15 protein-coding genes are annotated in these 16344 nt (G+C 43.1%); 14 read left to right on the forward strand and 1 reads right to left on the reverse strand.

Annotated features, from left to right (window positions below; translation table 11 throughout):
* Window positions 1–187 precede the first annotated feature (187 nt).
* The 13 genes from HP555_RS11675 (at window position 188) to HP555_RS11735 (ending at window position 13360) form a co-directional block, all read left to right on the forward strand.
* Window positions 188–1162 carry a glycosyltransferase family 2 protein gene (locus tag HP555_RS11675; RefSeq protein ID WP_199262693.1) on the forward strand — a complete coding sequence of 325 codons (975 nt, stop codon included), beginning with the start codon at window positions 188–190 and terminating at the stop codon, window positions 1160–1162.
* A gap of 110 nt (window positions 1163–1272) precedes the next feature.
* Window positions 1273–2091: an ABC transporter permease gene (locus tag HP555_RS11680; protein WP_199262695.1), complete on the forward strand. Its 819-nt coding sequence runs from the start codon at window positions 1273–1275 to the stop codon at window positions 2089–2091.
* A complete protein-coding gene (locus HP555_RS11685; RefSeq protein ID WP_199262697.1) occupies window positions 2081–3490 on the forward strand; it encodes an ABC transporter ATP-binding protein in 1410 nt (469 codons plus the stop codon). The genes HP555_RS11680 and HP555_RS11685 overlap by 11 nt, the downstream gene beginning before the upstream one ends.
* Before the next feature lie 12 nt (window positions 3491–3502).
* On the forward strand, window positions 3503–4048 hold the full coding sequence (locus HP555_RS11690) for a hypothetical protein (RefSeq protein ID WP_199262699.1): 546 nt from the start codon (window positions 3503–3505) through the stop codon (window positions 4046–4048).
* 36 nt (window positions 4049–4084) lie between these two features.
* Entirely contained in the window at window positions 4085–5170 is a 1086-nt protein-coding gene (locus tag HP555_RS11695) for an IS630 family transposase (protein ID WP_199262597.1), read from the forward strand.
* Between the two features lie 4 nt (window positions 5171–5174).
* Complete coding sequence (locus HP555_RS11700; protein WP_199262701.1) at window positions 5175–5435, forward strand: hypothetical protein; 261 nt, start codon at window positions 5175–5177, stop codon at window positions 5433–5435.
* On the forward strand, window positions 5410–6330 hold the full coding sequence (locus tag HP555_RS11705) for a sulfotransferase family protein (RefSeq protein WP_199262703.1): 921 nt from the start codon (window positions 5410–5412) through the stop codon (window positions 6328–6330). The genes HP555_RS11700 and HP555_RS11705 overlap by 26 nt, the downstream gene beginning before the upstream one ends.
* A complete protein-coding gene (locus HP555_RS11710) occupies window positions 6330–7418 on the forward strand; it encodes a DegT/DnrJ/EryC1/StrS family aminotransferase (RefSeq protein ID WP_199262705.1) in 1089 nt (362 codons plus the stop codon). The genes HP555_RS11705 and HP555_RS11710 overlap by 1 nt, the downstream gene beginning before the upstream one ends.
* A gap of 10 nt (window positions 7419–7428) precedes the next feature.
* The gene (locus HP555_RS11715; protein WP_199262707.1) at window positions 7429–8118 is read left to right on the forward strand and encodes a WbqC family protein; all 690 of its coding nucleotides are present in this window, start codon (window positions 7429–7431) and stop codon (window positions 8116–8118) included.
* Window positions 8108–9073 carry a sulfotransferase gene (locus HP555_RS11720; RefSeq protein ID WP_199262709.1) on the forward strand — a complete coding sequence of 322 codons (966 nt, stop codon included), beginning with the start codon at window positions 8108–8110 and terminating at the stop codon, window positions 9071–9073. Before HP555_RS11715 ends, HP555_RS11720 begins: the two co-directional genes overlap by 11 nt.
* Before the next feature lie 215 nt (window positions 9074–9288).
* Window positions 9289–10467 carry a glycosyltransferase gene (locus HP555_RS11725; RefSeq protein WP_199262711.1) on the forward strand — a complete coding sequence of 393 codons (1179 nt, stop codon included), beginning with the start codon at window positions 9289–9291 and terminating at the stop codon, window positions 10465–10467.
* A 455-nt stretch (window positions 10468–10922) separates the two neighbouring features.
* On the forward strand, window positions 10923–12287 hold the full coding sequence (locus HP555_RS11730) for a glycosyltransferase family 4 protein (RefSeq protein WP_199262713.1): 1365 nt from the start codon (window positions 10923–10925) through the stop codon (window positions 12285–12287).
* Window positions 12288–12376: 89 nt separating this feature from the next.
* On the forward strand, window positions 12377–13360 hold the full coding sequence (locus HP555_RS11735; RefSeq protein WP_199262715.1) for an NAD-dependent epimerase/dehydratase family protein: 984 nt from the start codon (window positions 12377–12379) through the stop codon (window positions 13358–13360).
* A 35-nt stretch (window positions 13361–13395) separates the two neighbouring features.
* Here HP555_RS11735 and cysC read toward each other — a convergent pair whose 3' ends face one another.
* A complete protein-coding gene (cysC, locus tag HP555_RS14250; protein ID WP_199262717.1) occupies window positions 13396–15255 on the reverse strand; it encodes an adenylyl-sulfate kinase in 1860 nt (619 codons plus the stop codon).
* Window positions 15256–15659: 404 nt separating this feature from the next.
* On the opposite strand from cysC, the gene HP555_RS11745 reads away from it, so the two are divergent.
* Window positions 15660–16214, forward strand: a complete 555-nt coding sequence (locus HP555_RS11745) for an NADPH-dependent FMN reductase (protein WP_199262719.1) — start codon at window positions 15660–15662, stop codon at window positions 16212–16214.
* Window positions 16215–16344 lie beyond the last annotated feature (130 nt).

Genomic DNA, 16344 nt, shown 5'->3' on the forward strand with positions numbered 1-16344 from the left:
GTCTGGGCAATTTTTTAAGAAGAAACTTTATTATGCATGATTTTTAACAGGCAGACAGCCTGATCCCAGCAGCACCCTCCACGCTTAAACATGTAATCTCAATCAGTTAACTTTCTCTTGTTCTGCACAGCATTGCACATCCGAATCGACCTTGTCGAAACGCCCTGTTTGTTGTCAGGAGATTGTTATGACAAGATTTGATGCATCAACAGCAGACACTTCAATGGTTAAGGATGAATTATCGTCCCAGGTTGCTATTTTACTCTGTACGTACCAGGGACAGGCCTATCTGGCTGAACAACTGGATTCTTTTACTGGGCAAACCTACAACAATTGGCGAGTGTGGGCATCTGATGATAACTCTCAGGATAACACTGCTGCAATTCTTCAAGCCTACCAACAGAAGTGGTTACCCGGAAGCCTCACCATCTGTTGTGGGCCAAATCAAGGATTTGTTGCAAACTTTTTGTCACTAACCTGTAATGTTAAAATCAAAGCTGATTACTATGCCTATGCCGATCAGGACGATATCTGGGAACCAGATAAGCTTGAAGGTGCAGTACAGTGGCTGAAGACCATTCCGGCAGACATACCCGCCCTGTACTGTTCGCGAACCCGATTGGTTGATGCCCGCAATAATGAAATCGGTTTTTCGCCACTTTTTTCAAAACCTCCGAGCTTTGCCAATGCCCTTACGCAAAACATTGCCAGTGGCAACACCATGGTCTTCAACAATGCAGCCCGCAGCCTTCTTTATGAGGCAGGAGAAAAAATCCCTGTCGTTATTCATGACTGGTGGGTGTATATGGTGGTCACTGGGTGCGGTGGCCATGTCTTTTACGACCCCACGCCAACCTTACGTTACCGCCAGCATGACAGTAACCTGATCGGTATGAACGCCACCTTGGCAGCCCGTTACAATCGTCTTCGTTCTTACTGGCAAGGCAGTTTTCAAGACTGGAGTGATCGTAACATCAAATGCTTACAGAGATTACGTCATAGAATAACCCCGAAAAACCTAGAGATCCTGGAGCAATTTACAAAGGCGCGCACCATGCCCCTTTTTCAACGTCTCATACATCTCAAAAAAAGTGGTATTTATCGACAAACCCTGAGCGATAATCTGGGATTAATCGCAGCCACAATTTTTAAAAAAATATGACACGGTAATGCTTCACACGTTAATCAACATTTTATTCCAAAATAGCAGTCCCGTATCAACAACCAGATGTGGCAAAAACATATGCTTATCTTTTTCGAGGTATCACGCTGATGTATGATTTTTCAACAAGCCCCAAGGCGCTGATAACCAGTCTCTGGCAGTATCGAGAACTGATCATAGCCTCGACCAAACGAGAAGTGCTCGGTCGCTACCGTGGATCTGTCCTGGGGCTGCTCTGGTCATTTTTCATCCCCTTATTTATGTTGGCAGTCTACACCTTTGTGTTCAGTGTTGTATTTCAAGCTCGCTGGGGAGCAGAAAGCGAATCCAGAACCGAATTTGCCCTGGTGTTATTTGCCGGCCTGATCGTGTTCCACCTGTTCAGTGACTGTATAAACCGGGCACCAGGCCTGATTCTCAGCAATGTCAACTATGTTAAAAAAGTGGTTTTCCCTCTAGAAACTTTACCTTTTATCAGTTTACTGGCGGCCCTTTTCCATACTCTAATCAGCCTGCTGGTGTGGTTGGTGGCCTATGTTCTGCTCTATGGCGTGCCCCATGTCACTGTACTGCTGTTGCCGGTTGTGATCTTTCCCTACACCCTGTTCATTCTGGGACTAAGTTGGACTTTAGCATCACTTGGTGTTTTTTTGCGGGATGTTTCGCAGTTGGTTGGCGTACTTACCACCGTGCTTTTATTCATGAGCGCAATTTTTTTCCCAGTCAGTGCCCTGCCGGAAAACTACCGTTTGGTTTTATATTTGAACCCTCTTGTCTGGTTTATAAAAATGACTCGAGATGTTCTTTTTTGGGGTAATTTCCCGGAATTGTGGCCATTAACTTTATGCTGGTTGACCAGCAGTCTAGTGGCTTGGCTAGGTTTTGCCTGGTTTCAGAAAACACGAAAGGGGTTTGCCGATGTCCTCTGAAATCGCCATTAAGGTTGAAAACCTTAGTAAATGTTACCAGATTTACAATACTCCGCGTGACCGGCTCAAACAATTCATCCTTCCCCGAATCCAACACGTAGTAGGAAAACAACCTCAACAATACTACCGAGAGTTCTGGGCACTGAAGGATATCTCGTTCGAGGTTAAAAAAGGTGAAACAGTCGGCATCATCGGCCGCAACGGCAGTGGTAAGTCCACCTTGTTACAACTGATCTGCGGCACCTTATATCCCACCAGCGGTCTTGTTCAGACCCATGGACGCATTGCAGCGTTGTTAGAGCTTGGTTCCGGATTTAACCCGGAGTTCAGTGGCCGTGAGAACGTCTACATGAGCTGCGCCCTGCTCGGTCTAAAGAAGGACGAAATCGACAGACGATTCGATGATATTGCCGCTTTTGCCGACATTGGCGATTTCATCGAGCAGCCGGCAAAAAGCTACTCAAGCGGCATGTTCGTGCGCTTAGCCTTTGCGGTTAATGTCATTTCCTCTCCAGACATCATGGTTGTGGATGAGGCACTTGCCGTTGGCGACATGAATTTCCAGGCCAAGTGCATGACCGCGCTTACTCGTTTTCAGGAAAATGGAGGAACGGTCCTGTTCGTCAGCCATGATGTGGGCGCGGTCAAAAGCTTATGCAAACAAGCGGTATATCTGGAACACGGCAAAGTCGTCAGCACCGGACCTGCACCAGAAGTAGCAGAACGATATGTACGCACCATGCGGGAAGAGATAAGTCAGGAGGTTCGCAAGTTTGTACGGGTATCCAGCGGATTTTCTCAAGATCAAGCCCATGAACCTTCTTCATCGGTGGTGAATGAGAAGGACCAACCTGGGACAGATAATCTGATCGATACCAGAATGGCCGAGCATTCTTTCAAACGATCAGAAGAGTTTGACCGTCGTGCCGCAGCAATGCGATACGGCTCGGGTGGTGTCCATATCACTTACGTTGAACTTCTGGACCTTGAGGGTAACCCACTGCAACTCGTCAGCTTCAACCAGGAAGTCAGAATTGTTATCTATGTCGAGTCAGAATGTGAAAAGGAAATATCTGTTAACTTCAACATACTTGATGATAAAAAAATCAACCTGGTTGCTGGCAACTTTCTGTTAGCTGAGCGTGACTTCCTGATTGTTAAGTCAGGGAGTCGCTATCGTATCGAATACAGCCTGTGTCTTCCGATACAAGACGGCATTTATAGCCTCTGCGCCCTTATCTCAACCCCCATAAAACGAGGTGTTAGCGTAGACTACTTAGATGTTGTAAGTGATGCTGTGATCTTTAATGTTGATCGCTGGGATGTAGCGAAAATCTGGTCAAAGGTATTCATCCCAGTCAACCTGAGAATAGGTCACTTCCCTGATAACAGACCTTAAAAATTAACTACTATGTTAATAACAAAAAATTTTTTAATGTTAAATAATCCAAAAACGGGATCAACATTTTCCCGTTCCGTAATAAAACAAGTAGTCGAAAAAAGAAGGGTATGGGATCATAGCGAGTTTTGTATTGATTTGCAGTTGCCGAATATAAAAATCAAAGGACAATCTCGCCCTGCCGATCAGCACGGCACCTATTCTCAAATACCTTTTGAATATAGCCATTTACCTGTGGTTTCAATAATTCGCAATCCTTATGACAGGGTGGTTTCGACTTACGAGTTCAGACATTGGGCTGAGTGGACTGCTGTACCCAAAGAAATTATCTCTAAAACTTTTAAAAAATTCCCTGACCTGAGTTTTGAAGAATATGTGCGCTTTACAGATTATGAAATGATCTATGGGCGTTTTAATGGGATCTCGCCTAAAGCCAACATAGGAAATCAAACTGCACAATTTATCCAGATGTTTTTTAAAAATCCGAATGTTGTATTAGACTCAATTGATGAAAATTACATTAAATCAAAAAGTGCTGCTAGTGTCCCGTGCGGTTAATAGAGTCTTTTAATATTTCTTGTGTTATAGTGCCGTATGGCACGCAAACACGAGAAATTTACGATAACAGACGAACAACGCCAAGACCTTGAGGCGTTGTTGCGCTCACCGAAAACAGCCCAAGATCTGGCATCTCGGGCCAAGATTATCCTCTTAACGGCATCAGGTAAAACTGCCGAGGATTTGATTGTCGAATTAGGGACAACTTTTCGCACAATCTATCGATGGAGGAAACGATTTAAAGAGTATGGCATCCACGGGCTTGTCGATCGTCCTCGTAGCGGCCAGCCAAAAAAACTGACCGATGCAACGGTCAAAGAAGTTTTGCGGATGACAGTTGAGTGCATTCCTCATGAGGCAACCCATTGGAGTGTTCGCCTTATGGCCAAAGCCGCCAAGGTCACCACGTGGCAGGTGCGACAGATATGGAATGCAGCCGATTTAAAACCGCATCGGCTTAAAAATTTCAAAATCAGCAATGATCCGAATTTTGCTGAGAAAGTAATCGATATTGTTGGCCTGTACATGAATCCACCTGAAAATGCGGCTGTGTTTTCCGTTGATGAGAAAACGCAGATTCAAGCGTTGGATCGTACCCAGCCAATGTTGCCCATGCGGCCCGGCCAGATTGAGCGTCGCACGCATGATTACAAACGAAATGGCACCACCAATTTATACGCTGCCTTCGACATTTTAACCGGACAAGTGCTTGGCCGAACAACCAAAAGGCATCGAGCCAAGGAGTTTCTCGACTTCTTGCGGCAGTTGAATAGGGCCGTTCCAGCCGAGGTTGCCCTCCATGTCATACTGGACAACAGCAGTACCCATAAAACGGCAGATGTGATGCAATGGCTCAAGGCCCACCCTCGGTTTACGTTCCATTTCACACCAACCAGTGCATCATGGCTGAATGCGGTTGAAAGCTGGTTCGGCCAACTGGAGCGCAGAGCCATCCACCGAGGGGTGTTTACAAGTGTCAAAGATCTCAGAGATGAAATCCACCGCTTCATCAAGCAGCACAATAACAGATCGGCCAAGCCATTCACATGGACAAAGACTGCAGCGGTGATACTTGAAAAGGTCTCAAAATTAAAAGACGACACTAACCAAACAGGACACTAGCGATATGGGGTCAATAATTTTCTTGCGACAGGAGTTTTTACGAAATGATTTGAAGTTGTTTCTCTTAGGTGTTGGCTTTTCTGAGGATGAATGCGATCCTATAATCAATGAACCTGATATTAATGTAACCCCGAAAAAGTCATCAAACCGAAGTAGTTATTGGACATCAGAAACCGTTGACTATATAACATATAAAGAAAGATTATTATTTGATGTGCTTGCATCAAAAGGAGTCTTTTATGAAAAGCCATTGGCCAATACCTGACAAGTTATCTTTGGACAAGCATGCACGATTGGCATTCGTGATTGGTACCGGGCGTTGCGGTACTACCATGCTCGCTCAAATCCTGAATGCGCATTCACGAATTTGTGTGCCTCACGAATTACAGCTTATATTCGGCTACAGTGGCAATGGTCCACGACTTTATGAGTACTTTGCAACAGCAGAAACGCAGACATGGCAGGCACCTGAGTTTATAAAGGTTGTGGGTAATTTGTGTCCGCATCAGTTTGAAAAATTCTTCGACTATCAGGAGTTTTTCAACGCTCGAGAATATCCGGAAAAAGATCTTAGCCTGCTGCTGTCAGATCTGTACTCTGCCACTGCCAAGAGCAAAGGAAAGAATTTTTTTCTGGAACAGACACCATGGTATGGACAGCGGCTTGATCTCATGAACAAGCTTTTTCCTGAAGCCAAATTCATTCATATAATTCGCGATGGGCGGGATGTTGCTCTTTCTTTTGCACGCACACCCTGGTGGCACGACTCTTCAGCAGATAACCTTGAACGTTGGGGAAATGAGGTGTCAAAAATTGCAGACGATGCAAAAAAAATTCTGGAAACACATCAATATTTAGAAATCAAATATGAGGAATTTGTGCTTGCCCCAGAAGTCCATACTTCCCGTATGTTAAACTTTTTAGGTTTTTCCTTCGAAGACGGGATGCTGTTACCTGAAAAATTAATCGATTATTCGGTCTACCGAAAAATGAAGATGGATAGCCACATGTCCAGCGAGTTCAACAAGTGGAACAAGCAGAAGAAAAAAGCGGTATTTGCTGATAACGTTTTCGGCTGGAAACGCTCAAACCCTGAAATGTTTAACGATATGTCGGGTCAAACGCGAGCAGCCCTTAGACGTTTCGGATACGAGGCCTAATGATTCCCGTCACTAAAACTACCCTTCCCGACTTTGATGACTTTGCAAGTCACTTGAAAGATGTTTGGCATACCGCTGTTCTTACCAACAACGGCCCTCTTGTTAAACATCTGTCAGCAGCACTGGCTGAAACTCTTGGCGTCGAGCACATTCAGCTCGTAAGCAATGGCACTCTGGCTATTCAGCTGGCCATCAAGGCCCTGGATCTCCGAGGCGAAATCATTACCACGCCATACAGTTACGTGGCCACAACCAATGCCATACTTTGGGAAGGCTGCACACCGGTGTTCGTGGATGTTGCTCCCCAATCATTTTGCATTGATGCAAATCTGATTGAAGCAGCAATTACAAAAAAAACAACCGCCATCCTGGCTACTCATGTTTACGGTTATCCTTGCGATGTTGTACGCATTCAAGAAATAGCAAATCGTCATAACCTTAAAGTAATCTATGACGCTGCCCATGCTTTTGGTGTGCGTTTGAATGAAGAATCATTGTTGAGACACGGCGACTGTAGTACTTTGAGCTTCCATGCAACTAAGCTTTTCCATACAGCTGAGGGCGGAGCCGTCGTTTGCCGTGATGAAAAAGTGGCTAAACGGGTTTTTCTTATGAGCAAGTTCGGACACGTGGGCGAGGATGAGTACCTCGACCTTGGCATCAATGCCAAGATGTCCGAACTGCACGCCGCTATGGGTTTAGCCGTTTTACCAAAGGTTGATGAGATCATTGCCGCACGTTGTGAACGCTCTGGCTGGTATGACAGATACCTGGCAGATTTGAAGCTGCAGCGCCCTGGGGTTGTTAATGGCCTGGAGTATAATTACGCGTATTATCCTGTTGTTTTCAACACCCATGAATCTATGATGGCTGCTCGAAAACTCTTGCAGGCCCACAACATATTCCCAAGAAGATATTTCCACCCCTCTCTGAACACACTACCTTTTTTACATAAAAATTTGCAAAAACCATGTCCAGTTTCAGAATCACTGTCTCAACGTGTGCTGGCTCTCCCCCTTTACGTAACACTTACCCGGCAGGAAGTTAACATGATCTCAAGTTGCATTAAAAATGCAATTACTGTTTAAGGAGGTTCGCTTGAAGCTGGCAATCATGCAGCCTTACCTGTTTCCTTACCTGGGTTATTTTCAACTTATAAAAGCTGTGGATATGTTCGTTATTTATGATGACGTACAGTATATAAAAAGAGGATGGATTAATCGTAACCATATCTTTTCACAAAACGGTAAACAACGTATTACGCTGCAAGTGCTAGGTGGCAGTTTAAACTCTCTGATTAATCAGGTTAAGGTGGGCAGCAACGGAGAAAAATTATTAAAAACACTTCAACATAACTACAGTAAATCACCATATTTTAAAGATATATTTCCCCTGCTGGAACGAATTTTACTGCAAAAAGAAAAAAATTTAGTTCATTTTTTGGACTATGCCTTAAAACAGACCTGTGAATATTTGAATGTACATCCGAAATGGTATTTTTCTTCATCCTTAACAAAAGACAATACATTACAAGGACAGGACAAAATTCTTTCTATCTGTAAGACTTTAGGAGTTAATGAATATATCAATCTACCTGGTGGACGAGGTCTGTATAATCATGAAAAATTCCACCAAAAAGACCTGCGACTATCATTTATTCAACCACGAGCTGTTGAATATCAACAATTCAATACATCTTTCATACCAAATCTTTCTATTATTGATGTAATGATGTTCAATAGTCAGAAACAGTGCGGTCGATTTTTAAAGGAATACGATGTCAACTGAAACACGATCAAAAAAATTTCAAAAAAACGAAGATCTAGAGTTTCTTCTTCGGGAACTGGGTAAAGATTTACAACCAACTGAAAACCAACTTGTTCATCATTATCTGGATAAATCTCTGCCATACCCTCTTATCCTGATAATGGGTCCATTACGCAGTGGCACCACCCTGTTTCTCCAGTGGCTTGCCAATACCGGTCTCATTGCTTACCCCACCAACCTGCTATCGCGATTTTATCAGTCACCCATTATTGGTGCAAAAATACAGCTTCTGTTGACTGATCCACAATACAACTTTCGCGACGAGTTGGGAGAATTTGCCCATCAGACTGCGTACAGATCCGAGAACGGTAAGACTAAAGGTGTACTCGCTCCGAATGAGTTCTGGTACTTTTGGCGGCGGTTTCTGGCCGAACCGGACCGCGATGTGTGGACGGATGAAGAGTTGCTGCAAACTGTGGACACACAAAATATGCTGGCTGAGTTAACCGGGTTGATGACTGTATTTCAAAAACCCTTTGCAGCCAAAGGGATGCTGTTTAATTACAATATTCCTTTTATGAACTCTATTTTAAACAAGGTGTTGTTCGTTCATATTACAAGAGATGAGCATGCTAATGCAGTCTCGGTACTTGAAGCGCGTAAACGCCAATTTGATGATAAGAGAAAATGGTATTCTTTTAATATTCCGGAAAAAACAGAACTGATGCAACTTGCACCATTTGAACAGGCCTTAGGCCAGGTTCGCGCTATTAATAAGGCAGTTAAGTCAGGGTTAACAAAGGTTGCTGAATCCAGAAAAATGACTGTTCAATACGAAGAGTTTTGCGATTGTCCCAAAAAATATTTTGAGATACTCATGTCTAAAATAGAGATGCCAGAAACTCCCTATCAGGGGAAAACCTACTTTAAAGCAACCCGGCTGAAAACAGATAACTCAACAATCAGCATATCTTAATCGGATGAGTAACAATATTCTGAAAACATGGGCTGCGTGCACGGTATAAAAATTCCACCACACCTTCACAGGTATCATATCAGTAATTACGGCTAATGCTACACATGTATTGTTTGTCTGTAAAAACATCATCTTAACAGTACACAGTTTGCAACTTTTACCCGTATTGCAATCTCATTCTTCACATCCAGACAATATAAATACCAGCAGACAATATGACTTCGACACCAAGAATATCCGTTATTTTAACATCATTCAATCATGCTTTATTTTTGCGTGAAGCCATTGACAGTGTTTTAAACCAAACGTTTCAAGACTTTGAACTCATCATCTGGGACGATGCCTCTAAAGACAACTCCTGGGATATTATTCAAAGCTACAATGATCCACGTATCAAATCTTTTCGTAACGATGAACAAAGACGAGGTGTTTACGGGCTTAACAAAGCAATTTCCGAAGTGGCCTTAGGTGAATTCATTGCCATTCACCATTCAGATGATGTTTGGGAAGAAAAAAAACTTGAGAAACAATTTGATATTTTTACACAATGTCCAGATATAGGAGCTGTTTTTACCTGGGTACAAATTATTGATGAAAACGGGTACAAACTAGACCTTGACTGGTTTAATCGACCATACAATCGATGGCAGCTGCTTAGAGAACTTTTTTCAGGTGAAAATCATCTGAATCATCCAAGTGCCCTTGTACGGAAGAGTTGTTATGACAGTGTGGGGCTTTACAAATTTGGCCTTGCACAAACTGCTGATGCTGAGATGTGGTCTCGTTTACTCCTGCAGCACAATGCTGCGGTTGTAGAGGAAAGACTGGTCAAACACAGATTTTTTTCGGATGGTTCGAATACGAGCAGCTTATCAAACAACAATAAAATTCGTGCTCAAAATGAATGGTATATACTGCGATGCAACTTTTTGAATTGTAAGAAATTCGAGGACCTGCTCCAAATTTTTCCAGAAATCTCTGAGGTATGTAGCGAGAAGGACTTTTCAATTGTCAGGGCGTTAGCATACGTCTCATTGACCCCTAATATGCCACGAAGTGCTTGGGGATTTGGCATCAACATCTTATATCATGAGATAACAAACACTGTGCACAGTTCGGCCCTATGCAATAAATATGATTATAGAAATCTGTTAATAGAAAGTGGACTATTTGATGTATACAGCATCTTACCAGACACTAAAACCAACAACCTAAAGAAACACATTGATGAACAAAACGAACAGATTGATTTACAGGAAAAATACATTGATACTCTGGTACAATCTCGGTCATGGAGATGGACAAAACCATTGCGCCTCATTGAACAACACACACAACAAATTATTCAGCAGTTACGTGATGTATTAAATGCTAAACGTGATCGAAATATCTAACAACAATATCCATTCTCCTTATGTTCAAATGATGCATTTATACAGAAATTATAGCTGCTTGCGAAGCAATTATTATAAACATTCCTTCTAATCAGATCTGTGCAGTACGTGAAAGAGCAATAGAAATTATCCACATTTCCGGACTGTATGAAAGCAACTATTATTGCGTTGTGTATTCGAACATTAAAAAAAATATATGATTTGACATGGAATTACTATACGGCTGGCGGAAAGGAAAAAACTTCTGATAATTTTGATGCTATTAATAAGTACGTTAATCACCGAACATTGGAATCATGTTTGGCAAACGATTCATACTCAATAGATTGAATTACCGTTTAATCGTAAGACCCGAGGGCTGGAAAATGTACGTTGATTAATGACCGCCTTAATATCAGCTATCTCAATACAAATTCAGACAAAATTTTAAATTTTACCCACGGATATCGAAATTCATGAAAATTATTCTGACCGCCCATCAATTTCTTCCAGAATACAACTTCGGCACTGAGGTGCTGACCTATAGCGTGGCAAAGGACTTAGTAGAACGTGGTCACGAGGTTTCTGTCCTGACAGGAGCACCAGCAAAGACATCATTAAACGATGACGAGCGTTTTGATGAGTACCAGATAGATGGCATTAACGTATACCGTTTTACACACGAATTCATCCCCATGGGTGATCAAAATGTGATTATGGAAATAGAGTACACCAACAACCTGGTGGCTCGTTACTTTCGGAAACTATTAAATAATGTTAAACCCGATCTAGTGCATATCTTTCATATGTCTCGGTTAAGCGCAGCTATCATCGATGTCACTGTTAATATGAACATCCCCACGTACTTCACACCAACTGATTTTTGGAGTGTTTGCCCTATGAGTCTGCTTATGTTGGATGATGGAACCTCTTGCAAAGGACCAGAGAAACTGGCAACTAATTGTGTTCGACATGTTGCCATGCGATCTCGTTGGGGGTGGGTTGAAAAATTTGCAAAAGCAGCACCAGATAGCCTTGCAAACCTAGCAGTTGCCATTGTCCGAAAAGGTTGGTTACCTCGTCAGCTCCCGTTTGTAAATGAAATCTCCGCACTTTCAAAACGAAGCAATTACCTGATTTCACGGCTGAACACCCTCAATGGTATTGTTTCACCAACCACTGTGATGACTGAGGTACTGGTTAGAAACGGGGTACGACCAGAGTTAATCAAGCAGTATATGTATGGCATCAACATGGACAACTATGAAGCTCGTCTCCGTAGTCGAACTGCTGGAACAGCTTATACATTTGGTTTTATAGGGGGGTTATCAAATCATAAGGGATGTCATGTACTTATCCAGGCAGTTCGATTACTCAACCATAAAGATGTACTACTGAAAATCTATGGAAATCCAAAAGATTTTCCAGACTATTACAACAAGTTGCAGGAATTGGCTGAAGACTTTCCTTCTATCAAGTTTTGCGGCACTTTTCCAAACACTCAAATTGCTGAAATTCTCGACGGTATTGACACTCTGGTAGTCCCCTCTATCTGGTTTGAAAACGCCCCTCTGGTAATCCACTCAGCACTGGCTGCCGGATGTCCTGTAGTGTCTTCTGATTTTCCTGGTATGTCGGAAGTCATCCACAATGAAAAAAACGGATTATTATTTGAACCAGGTAATGCTAAAGACTTGGCCGCAAAGCTCAGACGTTTACTTGATGAACACAATCTTCTTGAAAAACTCAGCAGTAACTGCCGTAAACCAAAATCAATTGCAGAATATGTAGACGAAATCTTGACTCTGTATGAGTCTCGCCTTGCATATACAAGTAATTAAGGACATTAACTATTATCATATCAGTCGATTGTAGGGTATCGAATACTTTTCGACTCTTAATTTCTAACAAATAATTTTCGATATCTTATATGAAATCATCAGAGTCTCACAAAAATATATCTACAAATACCTCCAGCACCTGTCTGGTGATTGGCGGTCGTGGCTTTATCGGACTACATCTGATCGATGCTTTACTGCAACAAGACTATCATGTCCGCTGCTTTGATCGTCCTCATGCAGTGCCTCTGGAAAATAAATTACGTAACAATCCAAATTTTGAGATGTTCGAGGGCGATTTCACCAATGAAAAAGATATTGTTGACGCTTTCAAAGGTTGCGATTTCTGCTTTCATCTCGTCTCTACAACACTTCCGCAATCTTCAAATGCCGACCCGGTATACGATGTTGAAAGCAATGTTGTTGCTACAATAAAATTGTTCAATCATGCTGTACGTACAGGTCTTAAAAAAATTATTTTTCCCTCTTCAGGAGGCACAGTTTACGGTGTTCCACTCAACATTCCAATCCATGAGGACCATCCCACAAATCCCCTCTGCTCATATGGTATCTCTAAACTGACCATTGAAAAATACCTCGAACTGTACAGACATCTTCATGGGCTGGAGTACAGTGTGTTACGTATTTCCAACCCGTACGGTGAACGGCAACGAGTCCATTCAAGTCAGGGAGTTATCGCTGTTTTTCTTGGTAAAATATTACGAGGAGAGGTTGTTGAGATATGGGGAGACGGATCGGTAACCAGAGACTACATCTATATAGCTGATGTTATAGAGGCAATGCTGGCAACGCTTGCATACAGCGGTGATCAACGAATTTTTAATATCGGCTCAGGCCAGGGACACAGTCTTAATGAGATACTGGATACAATCGAAACAGTCACTGGCTCGCCGGTACATCGCCGTTATTTACCCGGCCGCCCGTTCGATGTGCCCTCAAATGTTTTAGATATAGAACGAGCGCGTCAGTATTTAGATTGGTCACCAGGTATGAGTTTCGAAGAAGGACTGTCACGATTTGTTAAGTGGCTGCAACAACAACCGGATGACCAATAGTTTTCATCATCTTCTATCAATCTATACTATACGCCTCAATCGGAAATATTCGCATCCAACTTCAAAAGTGCTAAGATCTCCTGGATTGAGCTGTTTTGCTTAAACACAACTGTTGGATTGTCCGGCGGTTCATAAGGACTATCAATACCGGTCATATTAGGCAGTCGACCACTGCGTGCTTTTTGATATAATCCCTTGGGATCACGCTTTTCACACACCTCCAAGGGGGTATCAACAAACACCTCAACAAAGTTCTCTGCACCGATTAATTCCCGGGCCATCCGTCGCTCAGCTCGAAACGGACTGATAAACGCTGTTATCACGACGAGACCGGCATCCATCATCAGCCTGGCTACTTCAGCAACGCGACGAATATTTTCAACACGGGCAGCCTCTGTGAACCCAAGATCTCTATTCAATCCCTGACGGATATTATCGCCATCAAGAACATAGGTGCGTCTTCCTGAAGCATAAAGTTGTTTTTCCAGCCTGTTGGCAAGGGTGGACTTGCCAGCACCAGATAGACCGGTAAGCCAGATTACCTTACCACGGTGACGGTTGAGTCGTTCGCGATCTTGCCGAGTAATGCTCAATGCCTGTTGATGCACCGTGCGGGATCTGCGTAAATAGTGCCTGATAAACCCGACAGCCACTGTTGTTTGTTCAAAACGGTCCATCAAAATAAAACTACCGAAAATCAACGTGTTTTGGACTGTATCAAAGTATACAGGATGACTGAGGGCAAGGTTACATACCGCAATATCATGTAATTCTAACTGTCGACTCGGTAGCTGTGCATTGGTGTTTATATCGATGAGATGCTTAATATTTGTAATCCAGGCGTTGGTCTTCTGATTAGCAAGCTTCATCAAATATCTGCGGCCGGACAGTCCAATGTCTTTGTGCATCCAAAAAAGTGTGGCTTGAAACTGATCAGACATTTCAAACGATGTATTGATTGGCATCAGTACATCTCCCATGGTAACGGCAACCGTTCGATCAAGTATTAAAGTAACTGTTTCACCTGCATTTACACTGTCAACATTCCCATCAGGAGTATCAATTTGTACTACTCTGCCGGTATCACCAGATGGTAGTACCTGTAACTGCTCACCAACACAAAGTTCTCCTGTTGCTACAACACCACGAACTTTTGAAAGTCCATGTTCGTTCCTGTCAGAGTTTTGTACCAGGAACATAACTTTATAGTCAGATGACGATTCAACCTGCAGATTGTCCAGGCAGGACAGAAGAGATTGCCCTGTATACCATGGCATCTTATCTGAAAGCGAAATAATATTATCCCCGGTAAGCACAGACAGAGCAATGGTTGTAACACTTTTAAACCCTAAGGGTTCTACTGCATGTTTGTAAGTAGTACAGATATCCTCGAAATTCTGTTGATTACGAAAAACTGCATCTGCGTTATTCATCGCCAGGATGACATGCCGTATACCAACCAGCCATGCTCTGCACATGTACGCCATCACCTGATCCGTGTCTTGAGCACTGGCATCGACAAGGACCACAGCCACATCAGCGATAAAAGCATCACAAACCATGTTGTCAAGATACTGGCCGGGCTTGGACACAGTTGCAACGATATACTTACGTTGCGTTGAGTTAAAATGACGATAGGAAAGATTACTTGTTGTATCGAAGAAAACAATATTTTTAGTTGCTCGTTCTAACGCTGCCTGCTGATTGTCAATAACCTGTTGTGGACTTTGAAACAGATGGTTGAGCAGTGCCTCCTGTTCTTTCTCCATTCCTCCAAAAATGATTAAACGAAATATTCTCGGATCTATTTGCTGTAACTCACCATTGGTTGTTGTGTCAGTTTCACAAAATGGCTTTTCAATCGGCGATGGATATTTTTTCTTCCCTGGTGTCATGCTAAAAAAAGATTTGTTATCGTGTACATAGGTTGTAGAAGGAATGAATATAAAGACTCCTGTCTTCAGACAATAAGAGCACAGTATGAAAACCTGCCTATCTAAAGTACGGCTATACGTACTTCCATCCCACGACTATGACAAATAAAAACTGAGTTATCAGCATATTTACGTTCATCATTCTCATAATCATCAACAACAAAACAACATTAAAAAGTAATCAATTCTTCATTTGGCAGATAGCCTTACTGCCTTTTTTAGTTGCCATTGACAACCAACCAGGAGAGGCACACTGTAGGTAGAGAGTAATGTAAGCCGATTGGATGGTACTACACATAACCGGCCGATCGGCATCTCAACTTTCAACCATAGAGGCGCTCTTGTTTTGCCCAAAAGGAGGTTTCATGAGTCAGACTGTTATTGCCGTTATTGTTGGTAGTTTACGAAAAGATTCGTATAACCGGAAGCTGGCTGATGCCCTTACCAGGCTGGCACCACCGGAGTTTACCTTTAAGCATATAGAGATCGGTGATTTACCGCTCTACAACCAGGATGATGATGCCAATCAGGCCCCAACAGTACAGCGTTTGAAGGATGCAATTCGCTCGGCAGACGGCCTGTTGTTTGTCACCCCGGAATATAACCGCTCTATTCCCGGTGTTTTGAAAAATGCCATTGACCATGCCTCGCGTCCCCCTGGTCAGAGTGTCTGGGGCGGTAAACCAGCCGGCGTACTCGGCATCTCCATCGGTCAGATCGGCACAGCTCTTGCCCAGCAGCATCTGCGCAATGTGCTGGCCTTTCTTGATGTACCCACCATTGGCCAGCCGGAAATGTTTTTGCAGGTGAACGAGAACTTTTTTGATGCGGACGGCAATATCGGCCAGGGAAGCAAAGCGTTCTTCCAGGGCTGGATGGACCGTTATGTGGCCTGGGTGAAACAACACATTGCCGGCTAAACAAAAAACAACACTGCTGCCAGATCACTGGCAGCAGGCCCGTCAAGATCCAGCCAACCAATGGCCAGGCTGCTCTACCTCTGCTGATACAGTGAAGGCACAGCCTGGCATATGTGCACACAGACAGATA

The organism is Desulfobulbus oligotrophicus (assembly GCF_016446285.1).
GTDB lineage: Bacteria > Desulfobacterota > Desulfobulbia > Desulfobulbales > Desulfobulbaceae > Desulfobulbus > Desulfobulbus oligotrophicus.